Origin of the sequence: Moraxella tetraodonis (assembly GCF_022359095.1) — a bacterium.
Taxonomy (GTDB): domain Bacteria; phylum Pseudomonadota; class Gammaproteobacteria; order Pseudomonadales; family Moraxellaceae; genus Faucicola; species Faucicola tetraodonis.
Genome location: NZ_JACSYB010000001.1, coordinates 1,928,113 through 1,943,026, shown reverse-complemented (window position 1 = coordinate 1,943,026; position 14,914 = coordinate 1,928,113). Strand labels below are relative to the sequence as shown.

Below are 14,914 nucleotides of genomic sequence, written 5' to 3'. Positions count from 1 at the left end.
ATGAAATAATAAATTAGCGGAAAAAATAGCCAGTCTGTGGCGAGCTAGCTTGTGCCATATAACGTGCTGGCATACGACCCGCCAAGAAGGCTTCACGTCCAGCCATCACCGCATGTTTCATGGCAGACGCCATCAACACAGGGTTTTGCGCATGGGCAATCGCGGTGTTCATCAGCACACCATCACAGCCTAATTCCAACGCAATGGCAGCATCACTGGCGGTACCCACGCCTGCATCCACCAAGACCGGCACTTGGGTTTGCTCAATGATGAGACTTAAAGTATGGCGATTGAGCAATCCTAGACCTGAGCCAATCAAACTGCCCAATGGCATAATCGCCACACAGCCCATGCTCTCAAGTTCTTTAGCAACAATCGGGTCATCTGAGGTGTACACCATCACATCAAAGCCATCATCAATCAACGTTTTAGCGGCTTTGACGGTTTCGATGACGTTGGGATACAGATTTTTTTCATCGCCCAATACTTCAAGTTTGACAAGGTTGTGCCCATCCAACAATTCACGCGCTAACTGACAGGTACGAACGGCGCTAGCCGCGTCAAAACAGCCCGCGGTGTTAGGTAAAATGGTGTATTTTTCGGGAGAAATCACATCGAGTAGATTGGGTTCATCTTTCTTCTGCCCGATATTTACGCGCCGAATGGCGACAGTGACGATTTGCGCGCCGCTGGCAGCGATGGCTTCGCCTGTTTGTGCCAAATCTGTATATTTGCCAGTACCGACGAGCAAACGAGAGTTAAACGTGCGCGAACCAATGTGTAGGCGGTCATTTGGGGCGGTCAGCGTATTTTGGCTTGAAGAATTTTGGGTTTCAGGATTTTGAGTTGAAGTGGTTTGGGTCATTGTCATCCCTTTTTAGATTTTGATTGTCATGGTTATCAATCAGTAAAAAATGCTTTAGTATAACAAAATATAGCTTGTCTCAGGGTCTTTTTGTGCGCCTTGGTAGGATTTGTCCTGTTGATAAGCTACAATGGAACGCATCTTTTCTTGGCTTATTTCATTTGATAATCCCTATGCTAAATCCGATTGCCTTGCCCTATAGTTTTGCCAAACGTCATCAACTGCTGTTGCAATACTCGCAAGATTTGACTGCCCCGCCGACGTTGTTGATGACGGCTGATACCCCTATGGAAGCCATCAACGAAGCTAACCGTTTTGCCAGTCAAGCAGGGGTGCCGCTGCCATTGAATTTTGCCATGGCGCAAAGTGACGATTTTGAAAAGCAGTTAGCCGCTGTCTATGCAGGTAACACAGGGGAATCTCAGCATATTGCCGCTGGGCTTGAAGACCATCCTGATTTGATGAGTCTTGCTGACAGTGTCCCTGAGACGGAAGACTTGATGGACCAAGAAGATGACGCACCGATTATTCGACTAATCAATGCGCTACTGTCTGAAGCCATCCGCCTAAACGCCTCAGATATTCACATCGAAACCTTTGAAAAACGCCTATCGGTGCGCTTTCGGGTGGATGGGGTGCTTAAAGAAATCGTCAGTCCAAAACGGGAACTGTCACCGCTACTGGTGTCGCGTATCAAGGTGATGGCAAAACTCGATATCGCTGAAAAACGGGTACCGCAAGATGGACGAATCTCACTACGTCTGGCTGGGCGAGAAGTGGATGTGCGGGTATCGACCTTGCCATCAAATTTTGGTGAGCGTGTGGTGATGCGGCTTTTGGATAAACAGGCGGGTCGATTAAATATGACCTATTTGGGTTTGTCAGACAATGATTATAGCGAGCTTAAACGCTTAATCCATCGCCCGCATGGCATTATTCTTGTCACAGGTCCGACAGGTTCGGGCAAAACCACGACGCTATACGCGGCTTTAACGGATTTGAACGATAACACCCGTAATATTTTGACCGCTGAAGACCCGATTGAATTTCAGCTAGATGGTATTGGGCAAACCCAAGTCAATAATAAAGTGGATATGACCTTTGCGCGTAGTTTGCGAGCCATGCTACGCCAAGACCCTGATGTGGTGATGGTGGGGGAGATTCGCGATTTAGAGACCGCAGAAATTGCAGTGCAAGCGTCACTCACAGGTCACTTGGTACTCTCGACCCTGCATACCAACACCGCGATTGGTGCGGTGACGCGACTACAAGATATGGGGGTTGAGCCGTTTTTGTTGTCATCGAGCCTCATTGGCGTGGTGGCACAGCGACTAGTGCGTACCTTGTGTCCGCATTGCCATACATGGGCACTTGCCGATGCCTATCAAACGCAGATTTTTACTGAAATAGACGAAGTCGGAGAGATTAAACTGCCAAAACCTGTGGGCTGCGAGAAGTGCAATCAATCAGGGTTTCGGGGACGTACTGCGATTTATGAAGTGGTGCCTGTCGATGACAAACTGCGACAACTGATTCATAGCCAAACAGCCGAGTTTGAGTTAGAAGCCTATGCGCGCAGCAAAACACCGTCAATTCGTGCCGATGGACTCAAAAAAGTATTGGCAGGGAAAACCACGCTGGAAGAAGTGTTAAGGGTGACGAAAGAAAAAGAGATGTGATATATTTTTCTAGTGTTAATGAAAAAATGAATATAGGTCGCTAAATTGATACAAATAACTTTTGACCAAAATAAAGCTGAGAGTAATAAAATCAAACATGGTGTAAGTTTTGATGAAGCAAAAATTGCATTACTTGACCCGAATGCGCTAGTACGTGAAGATTTTGACCAAGATGAACCAAGATTTGTATTATTAGGAATGGCAAATCGCTTATTAGTTGTTGTCTATTGCTATGTGGATAATGATGATATGATTCGGTTAATATCTGCACGAAAAGCAACCAAAAACGAGGAAAAACAATATGCAAACTGAATACGATTTCTCAAATGCTCAAAGAGCGACACAAATTTCCCATCTTAATCGGTTGCGAGAACAACAGCATTTGCTGGATAAAGATGTGAGTGATTGGCTTGTAACCCAAGATGATGATACTAAAAAACATATCAGTGAAATGATTCGCCAAGTAATGGCGATGAAAATTCACACACAATCTACTGTTTAAATTATGTGTTTTAGTCACTGATGCAATGAATAACTTGCATTTTTTCAATTGACAAACGGATAAAGTTTTCGATTTTCTGACAGTGAGTGATAGATTGCTTATGGTTATTTTTCGCAAAATAGTCTGCCAAATTATTTAATTCAACGACCAGTGATTTAGCAACATTCGGATAAATCACTGGGTCATTATAGAAGTTATCTAGTAGCCAAGTAAGCGTTGAAAAGTTAGTGTTACCTTCGGCTAAACGTAAAATACGTTCGTCCTCATGCGAAATTTGACAATTAATTTTCTCATTGTCACAATCAAACCACATGTCAAATGCCATTATCTTAACCTAAAACCTCCACCAACTCACCTTCCACCAAATGCGGACTCATGGCACGCGTGACTTTCACCATCACCAGTTTACCAATCAACGCATCATCGCCTTTGAACAATACCGTTCGCGTATTATCTGCCGTTCCCATCAAAAATTCAGGATTGCGGTCGCCATGTTGCTCCACTAGCACACGCACGGTTTGACCCACCATGCCTTGGGTTTTTGCCCAAGTCGAATCGACAATTACCTTTTGAAACTCAGCCAAACGGGCTTTTTTGGTTGCTATGTCGATATTGTCGGGCAAGTCTGACGCAGGGGTGCCTGGGCGCTTGGAGTAAATAAAGCTATACGAATGGTCAAAATCCAAATCTTTGGCAAGATTGAGCGTATCTTGGAAATCTTTGTCGGTTTCATTGGGAAAACCAATAATAAAATCGCTTGATAAATACATATCAGGGCGCACCGCGCGCAGTTTGCGGATTTGCTCAATGTAGATATCAATGGTGTGGTTACGCTTCATGGCAGCTAGGATAGCGTTGGAGCCACTTTGCACAGGTAGGTGCAGGTGGGATACCAGTTTTGGTATTTTGGCATACGCTTCAATGATATCATCGCTAAATTCCAGTGGATGGCTGGTGGTATAGCGAATGCGCTCAATGCCGTCAACGTGTGCCACGTAATGCAATAACTCACTAAAACGGCAAATCGTACCATCGTGTTTTTCGCCCCGATAGCCATTGACGTTTTGCCCCAATAGTGTTACTTCACGTACCCCTTGGCTGGCAAGGCTGTCAATCTCGGCAAGTACATCATCGAGTGGGCGCGAGATTTCTTCCCCGCGGGTGTAGGGCACCACGCAAAATGAGCAGTATTTTGAGCAGCCTTCCATGATAGATACAAACGCCTTAAACCCTTCTACTTTGGGCTCGGGTAAAAAGTCAAATTTTTCAATGCTAGGGAAAGACACATCGACGACGCCGATGCGGTTTTTGGGTTTGACATTCAGTTGTTTGGTAGATTGGTCATAAAGTTCTGGCAGGCGATGCAGGGTTTGCGGTCCAAACACCATATCGACATGCGGGGCACGGCTTTGGATTTTATCGCCTTCTTGTGACGCCACGCAGCCACCCACACCGATGACCAGATTCGGGTTTTTCTCTTTAAGCTTTTTCCAGCGTCCGAGCTCAGAAAATACTTTTTCTTGCGCTTTTTCACGAATCGAGCAGGTATTCATCAGCAGCACATCGGCTTCTTCAGGATTGTCCGTCAGTACCATGCCATGGGAGTCGCCTAGCACATCTGCCATTTTTTCAGAGTCATACACATTCATCTGACAGCCTTGGGTCTCGATAAACACGCGTTTGACACGAGTATCCGCTGGTGGCATGGTGGGTTCAACACTCACCGCTAGCGTTGGCGTTACCAAATTTTGAGTTTTGGAAATCTGTGCTTTTGGGTCAAAAGTAGCAACTGTCATGACTACACCTAAATGTTTCGCCTAAAATAAACCCTCAATTATAACAGATTTTTTTGGTAAGATGCGGTAGTGATTATTTTGACAGCACTAAATAAATGACATCGGTGCTAAAATTGCCAGCCTCATCTATCTCAAAATATTGTCTAACAGGCGCGGCACAATTTTTTTGTAAGGCTCGAATCACTTGTATGCTGGTATCAGCTGTATGCATACGGGCGACCCAACTGTCAAAATTTAATGCCAGTTTTTGCATCTCGACAGTCGTCACGCAAAAGCCGGTGATTTCTGCAAAATACAACCACTCGGCAAGACTATAATCTTTGACATGACTGGGATCGCGGATGGTTTCAATGGTTTGTAAAAAATTATTGAGCACAGGGTTGCTATTGCCCAACACATCGACAATCACCACTTTGCCATCGTGAGCTAGGGCGCGATGCATTTCAAACAGCGCTTGTGGTACATTCTGCCAATGGTGCGCAGAATAGCGCGTGATAATGGCATCAAATTGGTGGTCGGCAAAGGGTAATTTTTCTGCTGTACCGATTTGCGTGGTAATATTGGTTAGGCCGCGTGTTTTGGCTTGGCTGGCGACAACTTCAATCATCGTAGGGGTAATATCATAAGCAATCACTGATGTGGCCACAGGTGCCACTTGATAACTGACGTGCCCACCGCCACAGCCCAAATCCAATATATGCGCAAGCTTGTGCGCCTCTATCAACTGCTTTATTTTGTCGAACTCAGCGCCTTGCGCATGGACAGCGCTATTAAGGTAGTTGTGGGATTTGTCTTGGTATTGCTGAATATTTAGGGCGTGCTGGGTATGGGTCATGGCTTATCGCATTTAGTTGGCTAATAATAGACTTATCATAATCCAAATAATTGATAATTTATAGTTAATTAAATTTAAAGATTAAAAACTATTATTTATATAAAATAAGCTGCAACATTTTTATACAATTAGTTGATATTTGGGTAAATTTTTTTTAGTCGACAATCGTTATAATCGCTTCAGCAAGGTTAACCATTTTTACATTACTTTTGTCATTTTTTGCCTATTTATCCTATTTATTTATCCTAGTTAAAGGTCTTACCAATTATTATGAAAAATCTCAAGCTTTCGATGATTTCATGCGGTGTGATTGCTGTTTTTGCAGAATCTGCTTGCGCAAGTAGCTATTCTGTAGGGACGCCTAGCACGGCGGATAGTTATTTTAACCAAGCCGAACGTGAAGCTAGCCGCGGCAACTTATCGCAAATGGGCAACTATCAGCAAATGATGGCGGGTGGCAGTCTAGCCATGTATCCAGAGTATTGGCAGCTTAATAAAGACTTAGACGCTCAGCCTGCATCAGCGATTGTGAGTTTTGCTAACCGTTATCCACAAACTGCGATGGCAGAAAAATTGGCGGCAGATTATGCGGAAACCAAAGCGCGGATGGGTGATTATGATGCGGTTAGACAAGTGGCAAGCTATGTAACCAATCCTGATGCCAGTGAAGCTTGTGCCATTGCGTTAGGTTTCAATCACGGTGGCGATAGCATGCGCGCTTATACCGAAAAAGGTAATGTTTGGCTCAGCACGGATAAAAAACTGCCACAGCTTTGCCAACAGTTGGCGACAGAGCTCAATGGCAATCGCATGGTTAGCAATGATGACCGTGAGCAGCGACTGTATCGTATGCTACGTACGGGCAACAATGGTGATATCGTGCAGCTTGCCAGCCGATTGGGCGTGCAGATGAGCTACAATCAGCTCATGAGCATCAGTAGCAGTCCCAATGCATTTTTCTCACAACTCGGTAGTATGCCAGCAACCGCCAGCAATCGATATTTATATCTATACGGTTTAGGGCAACTTGCCAAAAAATCTGTCAGTGAAGCGGCGATGCAGCTTAACTATGATTTGGGGCGAAACCCGCAGTTTTTTGATGCCAAAACCCGTCAATATGCCTACCGTACCTTGGGTGTGGCAAGGATGGGCGTCAATACCGATCAAGGGTTTAGTAGTGACGCGGTGGATTGGATGCAAAAAAGTTTAGGCGTACCATTTAACAATGAAGAAGCCGAAAACTATGCCCAAGCAGCGATACGCTACAGTCGATGGTCAGATTTGGCACAAGCCATTGGCGCAATGGACTATAAAAATCAGCAGCAACCGATATGGCAATATTGGCTTGCCAAAGCCTACAAATTGGGTGGCACTAACCAGCAGCGTCAACAAGCCAATCAGCTATTTAGTCAATTGGCGCAAACCAATGACTATTATGGACTGCTCTCCAAAGACCAACTGGGGCAGCGTTTTGACCGCTTACCGACCAATCCACCGGTGAGTAATAGTGATTACTCACGCCTCGCAAACGATAGTTTCTTTAATCGCGCATTTACCCTCTATAAACTTGCCGCCAATCCCAGCTATACCAACCGTGAATGGAACTGGGCAGTAAAAAAAGCACGTGACCGTGGTGATGAGACGATGATTTTGGCAGCAGCGCAAACCGCATCGGACATGGGATGGTACGACCGTGCTATCTATGCGTTGGAATCCACCAAAACAATTCCAAATTCGGCACTGGCATTCCCGATGCCCCATCAGTCTAGTGTCGTGCAATACAGCCGCCAAGCAGGAATCGATCCTGCGTGGGCGTATGGCATCATGCGTCAAGAAAGCCGTTTTAATATCGGCGCGCGTTCGGGTGTCGGGGCAGGTGGGTTGATGCAAATCATGCCAGACACCGCGCGCTATATCGCACGTAAATTGGGCGAACCGTATGAGCCATCTCGCGTCGCAGGGGGCGATACCAATATCCGCTATGGTACGTATTATATGGGCGATATTTTAAATAAATTGGGCGGTCAGCCTGTACTAGCCACCGCAGGCTACAATGCAGGACCAGGTAAGGCCAAAACTTGGCAACCTGAGAACGGTAGCCTAGCGGCCGATCAGTATGTTGAGACTATTCCTTATGCAGAAACGCGCAATTATGTCAAAGCCGTGATGGAAAATGCGACCAATTATGATGTGCTCCTTGGCGGCAGCAACCAACCGATTAGTCAGCGTATGGGTACCATTGCTGCTAAATATTAAATTAATCTGAATTAAATAAACCTGCTAAATCCGCTAAAAAACAACAGCTAATTGATTGATAACAGTCAATAAATTACTGTTGTTTTTTAGTATATACAGGGTTTACAAATTCTGACCTAATCAGTATGATTTCAAAAAATTGACATGACTCATTAAGGTTAGTTGCAATGGGAAAAAATTAAGTTTTTTCAAGCAAAAAATTGATAGGTCAACAACCCCTGCTGTCACTTCTATTTTAAAAGCTCACTGTAAACGTTAAAACAACCTGCTTGTTTTTAATCACCAACTATTTGGTTTAATTGTTATGCTGTCATCTTGTCTAAAAACGTTACTCGATTTTACCAACTTGCACGCGGCATCACACGCCGTCAAATGGGCATCGTTACAGTTTCCATTACAGTTTAAAGATGATAAGGCGGCGGCAAATTTAGCTAGTTTAGTTATCAACTCAAGTCATCAAAAAAGGGCAAAGTTTAGCGGTTACTTGTCACTCAGCTGCTTGGCGGTGATGGGTACTATAGCGACCCCAGCTGCCCATGCCGACAGTGTTTTAGGGGTGGAATTATCCCCTGCTGTCTGCAAGCTCAACCCATACATGGGTAATCTTCGCCAATGTATCGAAGGCAACCCGATGACGGTGAATTTTTATCGGGTGGCGAACCAGTCTTGTAGCAATAGCCGCTACAGCATGTCGCCACTGCAAGAAAAGATCACCTCAAAAGTCATTCCAGATGGTAATATTCGCAAAAATATCTGGCAGCAGTATGGCCGCTGTAGTGGCCTAAGTACCCCTAATTATTTTCGTACCATTAACTCGCTTGCCAGTCAATTAAAACTCCCAAAAGAACTCAGTAGCGGTCGCAGTTATCGATTCGCGTCCAGTGGTTTTAGCCGCCAATTGTTATCTTTAAACCCCGGCATGAAGCCAAACTCGTTTAATTTTTTCTGTCAAAAAAATAGTGCAGGTCAATCTGTATTGACCTATATCAACGTGTGCTATGACAACAATGGACGTTTTGCCCAATGTGCCACCCGCTCTTACGCCTGTGCCAGTCAGTTTCTGATTGATGGCAATTATTGAAGGATAGTAGTATCAATTTTTGCTTAGGTTTAAGCATTTTTTATTTTGTTCTTTGCCTCACTTCAACCCATAATTGTCAAGCTCACCCGACAATTGACCCCATAAATTTATGGTCTTTGATGGTGACAAGTGATAAACTAGGCAAGCTTTTTTAGACAACTTTTTCTGCTTTTTTCACTGCCTTGCTTTTGCAAAGGATCTTGTACTTATCATAATAGGAGCTTTCAATGAAACAGCCTGTTCGTGTTGCGGTGACTGGTGCTGCTGGTCAAATCAGTTATTCATTATTATTTCGTATCGCATCTGGTGATATGTTAGGTAAAGACCAACCTGTCATTTTACAATTATTAGAAATCACGCCGGCCTTAGAAGCTTTAAAAGGTGTGGTAATGGAACTTGAAGATTGTGCATTCCCATTGCTAGCGGGCGTCGTACAAACTGACGACGCTAATGTTGCGTTCAAAGATGCGGACTATGCACTACTTGTGGGTGCCCGTCCTCGTGGTCCTGGCATGGAGCGTAAAGATTTGCTCGAAGCTAACGCCGCCATCTTCTCTGCACAAGGTAAAGCGTTAAATGACAACGCTAGCCGTAATGTCAAAGTATTGGTTGTGGGCAATCCAGCTAACACCAATGCCTTAATCGCACAGCGCAATGCCCCAGACCTAGACCCACGTAACTTTACAGCGATGACACGTCTTGACCACAACCGTGGTATGGCGCAACTGGCTGAAGAAACTGAAACCACCGTGAATGACATCAAAAAAATGATCATTTGGGGTAACCACTCTTCAACCCAGTACCCAGATTTGACTTTCACTACGGTAAAAGGTCAACCTGCCCTAGAGCAAGTACAACGTGATTGGTACGAAGGTACTTATATCCCTAACGTACAACAGCGTGGTGCTGCCATCATTAAAGCACGTGGTGCCTCATCAGCGGCATCTGCTGCAAATGCTGCGATTGCGCACATTCGTTCATGGGCACTAGGCACTGACGAGAATGATTGGGTATCTATGGGTGTTTACTCAAATGGTGAATACGGTATCCAAAAAGGTCTTATCTATTCATTCCCATGTACTTGCCAAAATGGCGATTGGAAAATTGTTGAAGGGCTAGATGTTTCATCGGCTTTCTCACAAGAAAAAATGAAAGCCACCGAAACTGAGCTCGCTGAAGAGCGTGATGCGGTAAGCCACTTATTACCTAACTAATTAGGTTAGAATGTTTTAACCAAAAAAACCAGCCTCATAAGGCTGGTCTTTTTACATGAAATAACCACTCTATACAATCAAATCACATTTTTTTTACCCAATTTTGGCTACAATGCTAACGGTAACAATAACCCATGGCACTTTTTTGATTATTTTTAAATAAAACGAGTGCTCAAAAATAATGATATTGCAATAACCATTGATACTTTTAAGAGTACTAGGAGAACCACAATGATGATAGATGGCGAAAGAAACATTAATATGTTGTTTGAGCAAATGGGCATGGACAGCGATGATGCATCCATTGAAGCTTTTATCCAAAATAACCAACTGCCACAGTCAGTAAAGCTTAGTGATGCGACGGTTTGGACTGATAACCAACGCAAATTTTTAAAAGAAGAATATCATGCAGATGCAGGTTGGATTGAGATTATCGATGAATTAAATACCCGTCTGCATAAAGATGCCATGGATGCGACGAATCTAACCAAATAATTGACTTAGTCAGTTAATTTTTTGATACAAGATCAGCACTAAAAAACCCAATCATTTGATTGGGTTTTTTAGTGCTCAAATACTCAAATGTTTAGTTAGCCAATTTTTGTAAATGGGCAATACGGTCATCAAGGGAGGGGTGGCTAGCAAATAACTGGGCAAAACTAAATCCCCCTTTACCTTCATTAATGGCAAAGGCTTTCATGCCTTGCGGCATATAGTCAGGATGCTGGCTGGCAGGTTTTAACGCTTCTAAGGCAGCAATCATGTTGTATTTACCCGCCAAACGTGCGCCTGCTTCATCCGCACGGTATTCACGGTAACGAGAGAACCACATAACCACTGCTTGTGCGGCAATACCAAACACAATATCTAACACCATACTGGTAATGTAATAGCCCATGCCAGGTGAATTGCTGTCATTTTTAAATACCGCCTGATCTACAAATAAACCCACAATGCGCGCAAAGAACATCACAAAGCTGTTAACCACTCCTTGCACAAGCGCTAAGGTCACCATATCACCATTGGCAACGTGACCAATCTCGTGAGCAAGTACCGCTTCGACTTCTTCTTGGTTCATCGATTGTAGTAGTCCAGTCGATACCGCAACCAGAGCTTTGTTTTTGTTCCAACCTGTCGCAAACGCATTGGGCGATGGATTATCAAAGATACCCACTTCTGGCATATCAATATTGACGTTTTGCGCTAAACGGCGAACCGTTTCGACCAGCCAAACTTCCAACTGAGTAGCAGGCTGTTCAATGACTTGCGTACCTGTGGAGCGTTTGGCGAGCCATTTTGACATCAACAGCGATACAAAAGACCCTATCATACCATAGATGAAACACATCACCAGCAGGCTAGTCGTGCCTGTGCCGCCCAAATTGAACCCTAGCATTGGGGCGATGAAGTTCATGACGATACCAAACACCACCATCACTGCTAGGTTAGTTAAAAGAAATAAGCCAATTCGTAACATGACGGTTTCCTAAAGACAATCAAACGATTAAATATACTTATCAACAATAAGTTGACTATGATATTTAGTATAATAGCGTTTAATGCAACAAATTAAAGGGAAAAGTAGCATAAATTTGTAACATAAAAAAAGCCAGTATTAAACTGGCTTTAGGCTTCTGGTTTTGGGCTTATAGACATGGTTGTTAGCGGATAATCGTATAAGGATTTGATGAATTATAGCTAACATTTTGAAAGCCATTGCTGCTAGTACTAGAGCGCAGATTGGGGTCATTGCGATATAAGTTGTTGTAGCGGCTTAACACACGTTGTACGTAGTCACGGGTTTCACGAAAGGGGGGAATACCGCCGTATTTACTGACGTTGCCTTCACCCGCATTATAGCTCGCTATCACATGCTGAACATTACCAAAACGGTTTTGTAAAAATTTCAAATACTTTGCCGCGCCTTCGATGTTCTCGGCAGGGTTCCAAGCGTTATACACACCAAACCGTCTAGCTGTCGCAGGCATTAATTGCATTAACCCCTGTGCCCCAACAGGTGAGCGCGCATTGGGATTAAAACCTGATTCAGTATGCATCATGGCTTTCATCAATGCAGGATCGACCCCATGACGCAGCGCCGAAGCCAAAATCATGCTATCGTAGCTATTTTTGTTGCCACGTGCACTGGCAGGTACTGCAGCTTCATTGGCGCCCCAATTGCTATAACTATGCACATTGGTATCCGCGTAATAAGTCACTTTGACTTTTTTGGTAAAATTTTGGAAGTTATTCCCTGCAGGGCGGTTGTTGCTGACTACATTGGTCAATAGCACCTGACCATTGCTGTCTTTAAACACATACATATTGCCAGCGTTCGCTGCATCCATACTTGCCAAGCAACCCAATGACAATAGGGAAGCCGATAGCAAATAGGCTAGGCGAGGTTTTTTTGCAAACAATCCCATAAATATACCTATGTAAAATTTTTGACAATACGTCACGGTGAAGCCCATGACTATAAAATTTGAAGTTAGCGTGAGGCTTTAAACGGACATAAGAAGATAAAATTCGTTATGTTTCAATGACATTTGATAACAATATTATAAAAGAATTGGCATGAAATATACCATAAATCTATCAAAAACTGGTTAAAGTTTACAAAAAATCAGATAAGGGGGAAAAAGAGGAAAAATGGCCAAAAAACTTGTCAGCCTGTTGGGTTTCATGCCATGGACTCAACAATATATGGGTTGGAATTTTTAGCCAAATTAACTATCAAATTTGCAAGGCCAAAATCTAAAAAAAAAAGTAAAATTTTTTGCTTGCACTTTGCAAAAAACTATAACTATATGATTTATATAACTAAAATAATTGGTTAAAAAATAACCAATTTAGAGATAGCCTGTAGTGATATGCGGTTTATTGTTGTCAAGTCATAAGTTATCCACATGGTTATCCACATAAATTGGGGAAAATGACCTAAATAGTTGATATTTATAACAAATAAAACAAAATAAACACCAATAAAACCGAAAAAAATCTCACAGCCCATTTGCTACATGACAAAAAAATGACAAAGTGTTGAATATATTTTTAAGATTTAATTAACGCATAGCCCGTCAGCTTATTTTATCGAGTCGTAAGGTCGTTTATTAAACCAAAAAAACCTGCACCGACTTAAGATTGATGCAGGTCTAATGGTGCCAATGGCTATAAAATTATGTCTCGTCGGCGGTATCCAATGATTGCTGCTGTAATAGTTGTTCAAATGGCTCAAGCACTGGCGCAAGCAATTTGGCTTGTGCTTGCGACAATACTTCCTCAGGTGCGATACCAAATTCACCCAACAACTGCTTAAGCTTATCCACCGACATCATGGTAGTCAGTTTAGTTTGACCTGTTTCATCGTAGCTGAGGTCTTCAATCACTTCTAACTTATGCAATTCGTGTTGCAATTGTCCAAAATTGGCCGGTAAGGTTAATTCAAACCGCTGTAATTGACCTACCAATAACTGCTGCACGGCAAGGGTGAGTTGCTCGATACCTAACCCCTCATGGGCAGAGACATACACCCGATTGGGCTTGGCTTTATCACTATAACCGATGTGCGGCGGCTCACCTGTGAGGTCAATTTTATTAAACACATTTAGCACAGGCACTTGATTGTCAATTTCCGCTAACACAGATTGTACTGCAGCGATTTGCTCATGCATGTCTTCACGGTGACTATCAATGACATGCAGCAACAAATCTGCCTCTAAGGTTTCTTCTAGCGTGGCATGAAAGGCTTCCACTAGCTCATGCGGCAAATGGCGGACAAAACCGACCGTGTCGACAAGTACCACCTTACCCACGCCCGACCATGACACACTCCGTAGCGTCGGGTCAAGCGTCGCAAATAGCTGATTGGCGGCATAGATGTTTTCATGGGTCAGGGTATTAAACAAGGTAGACTTACCCGCATTGGTATAACCGACCAGTGAAATTGTCGGCACCGAGGATTTTTGGCGTTTGGCACGACCTTGTGCGCGGGTTTGTTTGACCTTATCAAGCTTGGCTTTGAGCTGCCCGACACGCACTTGTAACAAGCGTCTATCGGTTTCAAGCTGGGTTTCACCTGGACCGCGCAGACCAATACCGCCTTTTTGGCGCTCCAAGTGCGTCCAGCCGCGTACCAAGCGAGTCGCTAAGTGATTAAGCTGGGCAAGCTCAACTTGCAGTTTACCTTCGTAGGTTCGCGCCCGCTGGGCAAAAATATCCAAGATAAGCCCCGTTCTATCAAGCACACGGCACTGTACCAAGCGCTCAATATTGCGTTCCTGCGATGGGGTCAAACTATGGTTAAAAATGACAATATCTGCCTCGTATTGCTTGACAAGTTCCCCGATTTCTTCAGCTTTACCCGTACCCACAAAGTATTTGGCGTCAGGCTTAGACCGCGTACCTGTGACCAAGGCTTGTTTTTGCGCCCCTGCCGAATCCACCAGCAATTCAAATTCTTCCAAATCGTCTGGGTCATTGAGATGGGTAATATTTAAATGGACTAAGATGGCTTTTTCACCACCTTCATAACGCTCAAAATACTCCAATGATTTATCCTTTCGTTGTGAGTGTAAAAATGTGTCGATATCCAAATGTATTATCTAAGTCTATGTTAAACATTCGCTTAAATAGTCGATAGCCGCGTTAGAAAAGCGCTAGACACGATAGATGGATTATGTATAT

Annotated in this window: 14 protein-coding genes; 7 read left to right on the top strand and 7 right to left on the bottom strand. The window is 43.7% G+C overall.

Translation table 11 applies throughout. The annotated features are described in order from the left end of the window. Positions 1–13 precede the first annotated feature (13 nt). Positions 14–865 carry a thiazole synthase gene (locus H9W84_RS08515; protein ID WP_239743027.1) on the bottom strand — a complete coding sequence of 284 codons (852 nt, stop codon included), beginning with the start codon at positions 863–865 and terminating at the stop codon, positions 14–16. 173 nt (positions 866–1,038) lie between these two features. On the opposite strand from H9W84_RS08515, the gene gspE reads away from it, so the two are divergent. From gspE to H9W84_RS08500, 3 genes are read left to right on the top strand one after another with little or no spacing between them, the layout of a single operon-like run. Further along, positions 1,039–2,544, top strand: a complete 1,506-nt coding sequence (gspE, locus tag H9W84_RS08510) for a type II secretion system ATPase GspE (protein WP_239743025.1) — start codon at positions 1,039–1,041, stop codon at positions 2,542–2,544. A 45-nt stretch (positions 2,545–2,589) separates the two neighbouring features. Beyond that, entirely contained in the window at positions 2,590–2,856 is a 267-nt protein-coding gene (locus H9W84_RS08505) for a BrnT family toxin (protein WP_050324716.1), read from the top strand. Then, positions 2,846–3,046, top strand: coding sequence for a hypothetical protein (locus tag H9W84_RS08500; protein WP_050324717.1), 201 nt, complete (start codon positions 2,846–2,848; stop codon positions 3,044–3,046). Before H9W84_RS08505 ends, H9W84_RS08500 begins: the two co-directional genes overlap by 11 nt. A 10-nt stretch (positions 3,047–3,056) precedes the next feature. Here the strand turns inward: H9W84_RS08500 and H9W84_RS08495 are convergent, their stop codons facing one another. From H9W84_RS08495 to H9W84_RS08485, 3 genes are all read right to left on the bottom strand, one after another. Next, positions 3,057–3,371 (bottom strand): hypothetical protein, encoded by a 315-nt coding sequence (locus H9W84_RS08495; RefSeq protein ID WP_219333418.1) that lies wholly within the window; start codon positions 3,369–3,371, stop codon positions 3,057–3,059. Between the two features lie 4 nt (positions 3,372–3,375). Beyond that, a complete protein-coding gene (miaB, locus tag H9W84_RS08490; protein WP_239743023.1) occupies positions 3,376–4,842 on the bottom strand; it encodes a tRNA (N6-isopentenyl adenosine(37)-C2)-methylthiotransferase MiaB in 1,467 nt (488 codons plus the stop codon). 73 nt (positions 4,843–4,915) lie between these two features. Continuing rightward, entirely contained in the window at positions 4,916–5,677 is a 762-nt protein-coding gene (locus tag H9W84_RS08485; RefSeq protein WP_239743021.1) for a class I SAM-dependent methyltransferase, read from the bottom strand. 270 nt (positions 5,678–5,947) lie between these two features. Here H9W84_RS08485 and H9W84_RS08480 point away from each other — a divergent pair, with 270 nt between their 5' ends. From H9W84_RS08480 to H9W84_RS08465, 4 genes are all read left to right on the top strand, one after another. After that, entirely contained in the window at positions 5,948–7,933 is a 1,986-nt protein-coding gene (locus H9W84_RS08480) for a lytic transglycosylase domain-containing protein (RefSeq protein ID WP_239743019.1), read from the top strand. A gap of 304 nt (positions 7,934–8,237) precedes the next feature. Continuing rightward, positions 8,238–9,014, top strand: coding sequence for a T2 family ribonuclease (locus H9W84_RS08475; protein WP_239743017.1), 777 nt, complete (start codon positions 8,238–8,240; stop codon positions 9,012–9,014). Between the two features lie 227 nt (positions 9,015–9,241). After that, entirely contained in the window at positions 9,242–10,228 is a 987-nt protein-coding gene (locus H9W84_RS08470) for a malate dehydrogenase (protein ID WP_007116966.1), read from the top strand. Positions 10,229–10,459: 231 nt separating this feature from the next. Beyond that, positions 10,460–10,723, top strand: a complete 264-nt coding sequence (locus tag H9W84_RS08465) for a DUF2789 family protein (RefSeq protein WP_239743015.1) — start codon at positions 10,460–10,462, stop codon at positions 10,721–10,723. A gap of 91 nt (positions 10,724–10,814) precedes the next feature. On the opposite strand, the gene htpX is transcribed toward H9W84_RS08465, so the two are convergent. The 3 genes from htpX to hflX form a co-directional block, all read right to left on the bottom strand. Next, entirely contained in the window at positions 10,815–11,705 is an 891-nt protein-coding gene (htpX, locus tag H9W84_RS08460) for a protease HtpX (RefSeq protein WP_239743013.1), read from the bottom strand. Positions 11,706–11,889: 184 nt separating this feature from the next. Next, entirely contained in the window at positions 11,890–12,648 is a 759-nt protein-coding gene (locus H9W84_RS08455; RefSeq protein WP_420846669.1) for a lytic transglycosylase domain-containing protein, read from the bottom strand. A gap of 759 nt (positions 12,649–13,407) precedes the next feature. Beyond that, positions 13,408–14,778: a ribosome rescue GTPase HflX gene (gene hflX / locus H9W84_RS08450; protein WP_239743009.1), complete on the bottom strand. Its 1,371-nt coding sequence runs from the start codon at positions 14,776–14,778 to the stop codon at positions 13,408–13,410. Between the last annotated feature and the right edge of the window lie 136 nt (positions 14,779–14,914).

Bases quoted from the DNA above. Each gene is read 5' to 3' on its own strand.
- htpX (WP_239743013.1), bottom strand. From the start codon at position 11,705: ATGTTACGAATTGGCTTATTTCTTTTAACTAACCTAGCAGTGATGGTG.
- miaB (WP_239743023.1), bottom strand. From the start codon at position 4,842: ATGACAGTTGCTACTTTTGACCCAAAAGCACAGATTTCCAAAACTCAA.
- H9W84_RS08475 (WP_239743017.1), top strand. From the start codon at position 8,238: ATGCTGTCATCTTGTCTAAAAACGTTACTCGATTTTACCAACTTGCAC.
- H9W84_RS08480 (WP_239743019.1), top strand. From the start codon at position 5,948: ATGAAAAATCTCAAGCTTTCGATGATTTCATGCGGTGTGATTGCTGTT.
- H9W84_RS08515 (WP_239743027.1), bottom strand. From the start codon at position 865: ATGACCCAAACCACTTCAACTCAAAATCCTGAAACCCAAAATTCTTCA.
- H9W84_RS08500 (WP_050324717.1), top strand. From the start codon at position 2,846: ATGCAAACTGAATACGATTTCTCAAATGCTCAAAGAGCGACACAAATT.
- H9W84_RS08495 (WP_219333418.1), bottom strand. From the start codon at position 3,371: ATGGCATTTGACATGTGGTTTGATTGTGACAATGAGAAAATTAATTGT.
- H9W84_RS08470 (WP_007116966.1), top strand. From the start codon at position 9,242: ATGAAACAGCCTGTTCGTGTTGCGGTGACTGGTGCTGCTGGTCAAATC.
- H9W84_RS08465 (WP_239743015.1), top strand. From the start codon at position 10,460: ATGATGATAGATGGCGAAAGAAACATTAATATGTTGTTTGAGCAAATG.
- gspE (WP_239743025.1), top strand. From the start codon at position 1,039: ATGCTAAATCCGATTGCCTTGCCCTATAGTTTTGCCAAACGTCATCAA.
- H9W84_RS08485 (WP_239743021.1), bottom strand. From the start codon at position 5,677: ATGACCCATACCCAGCACGCCCTAAATATTCAGCAATACCAAGACAAA.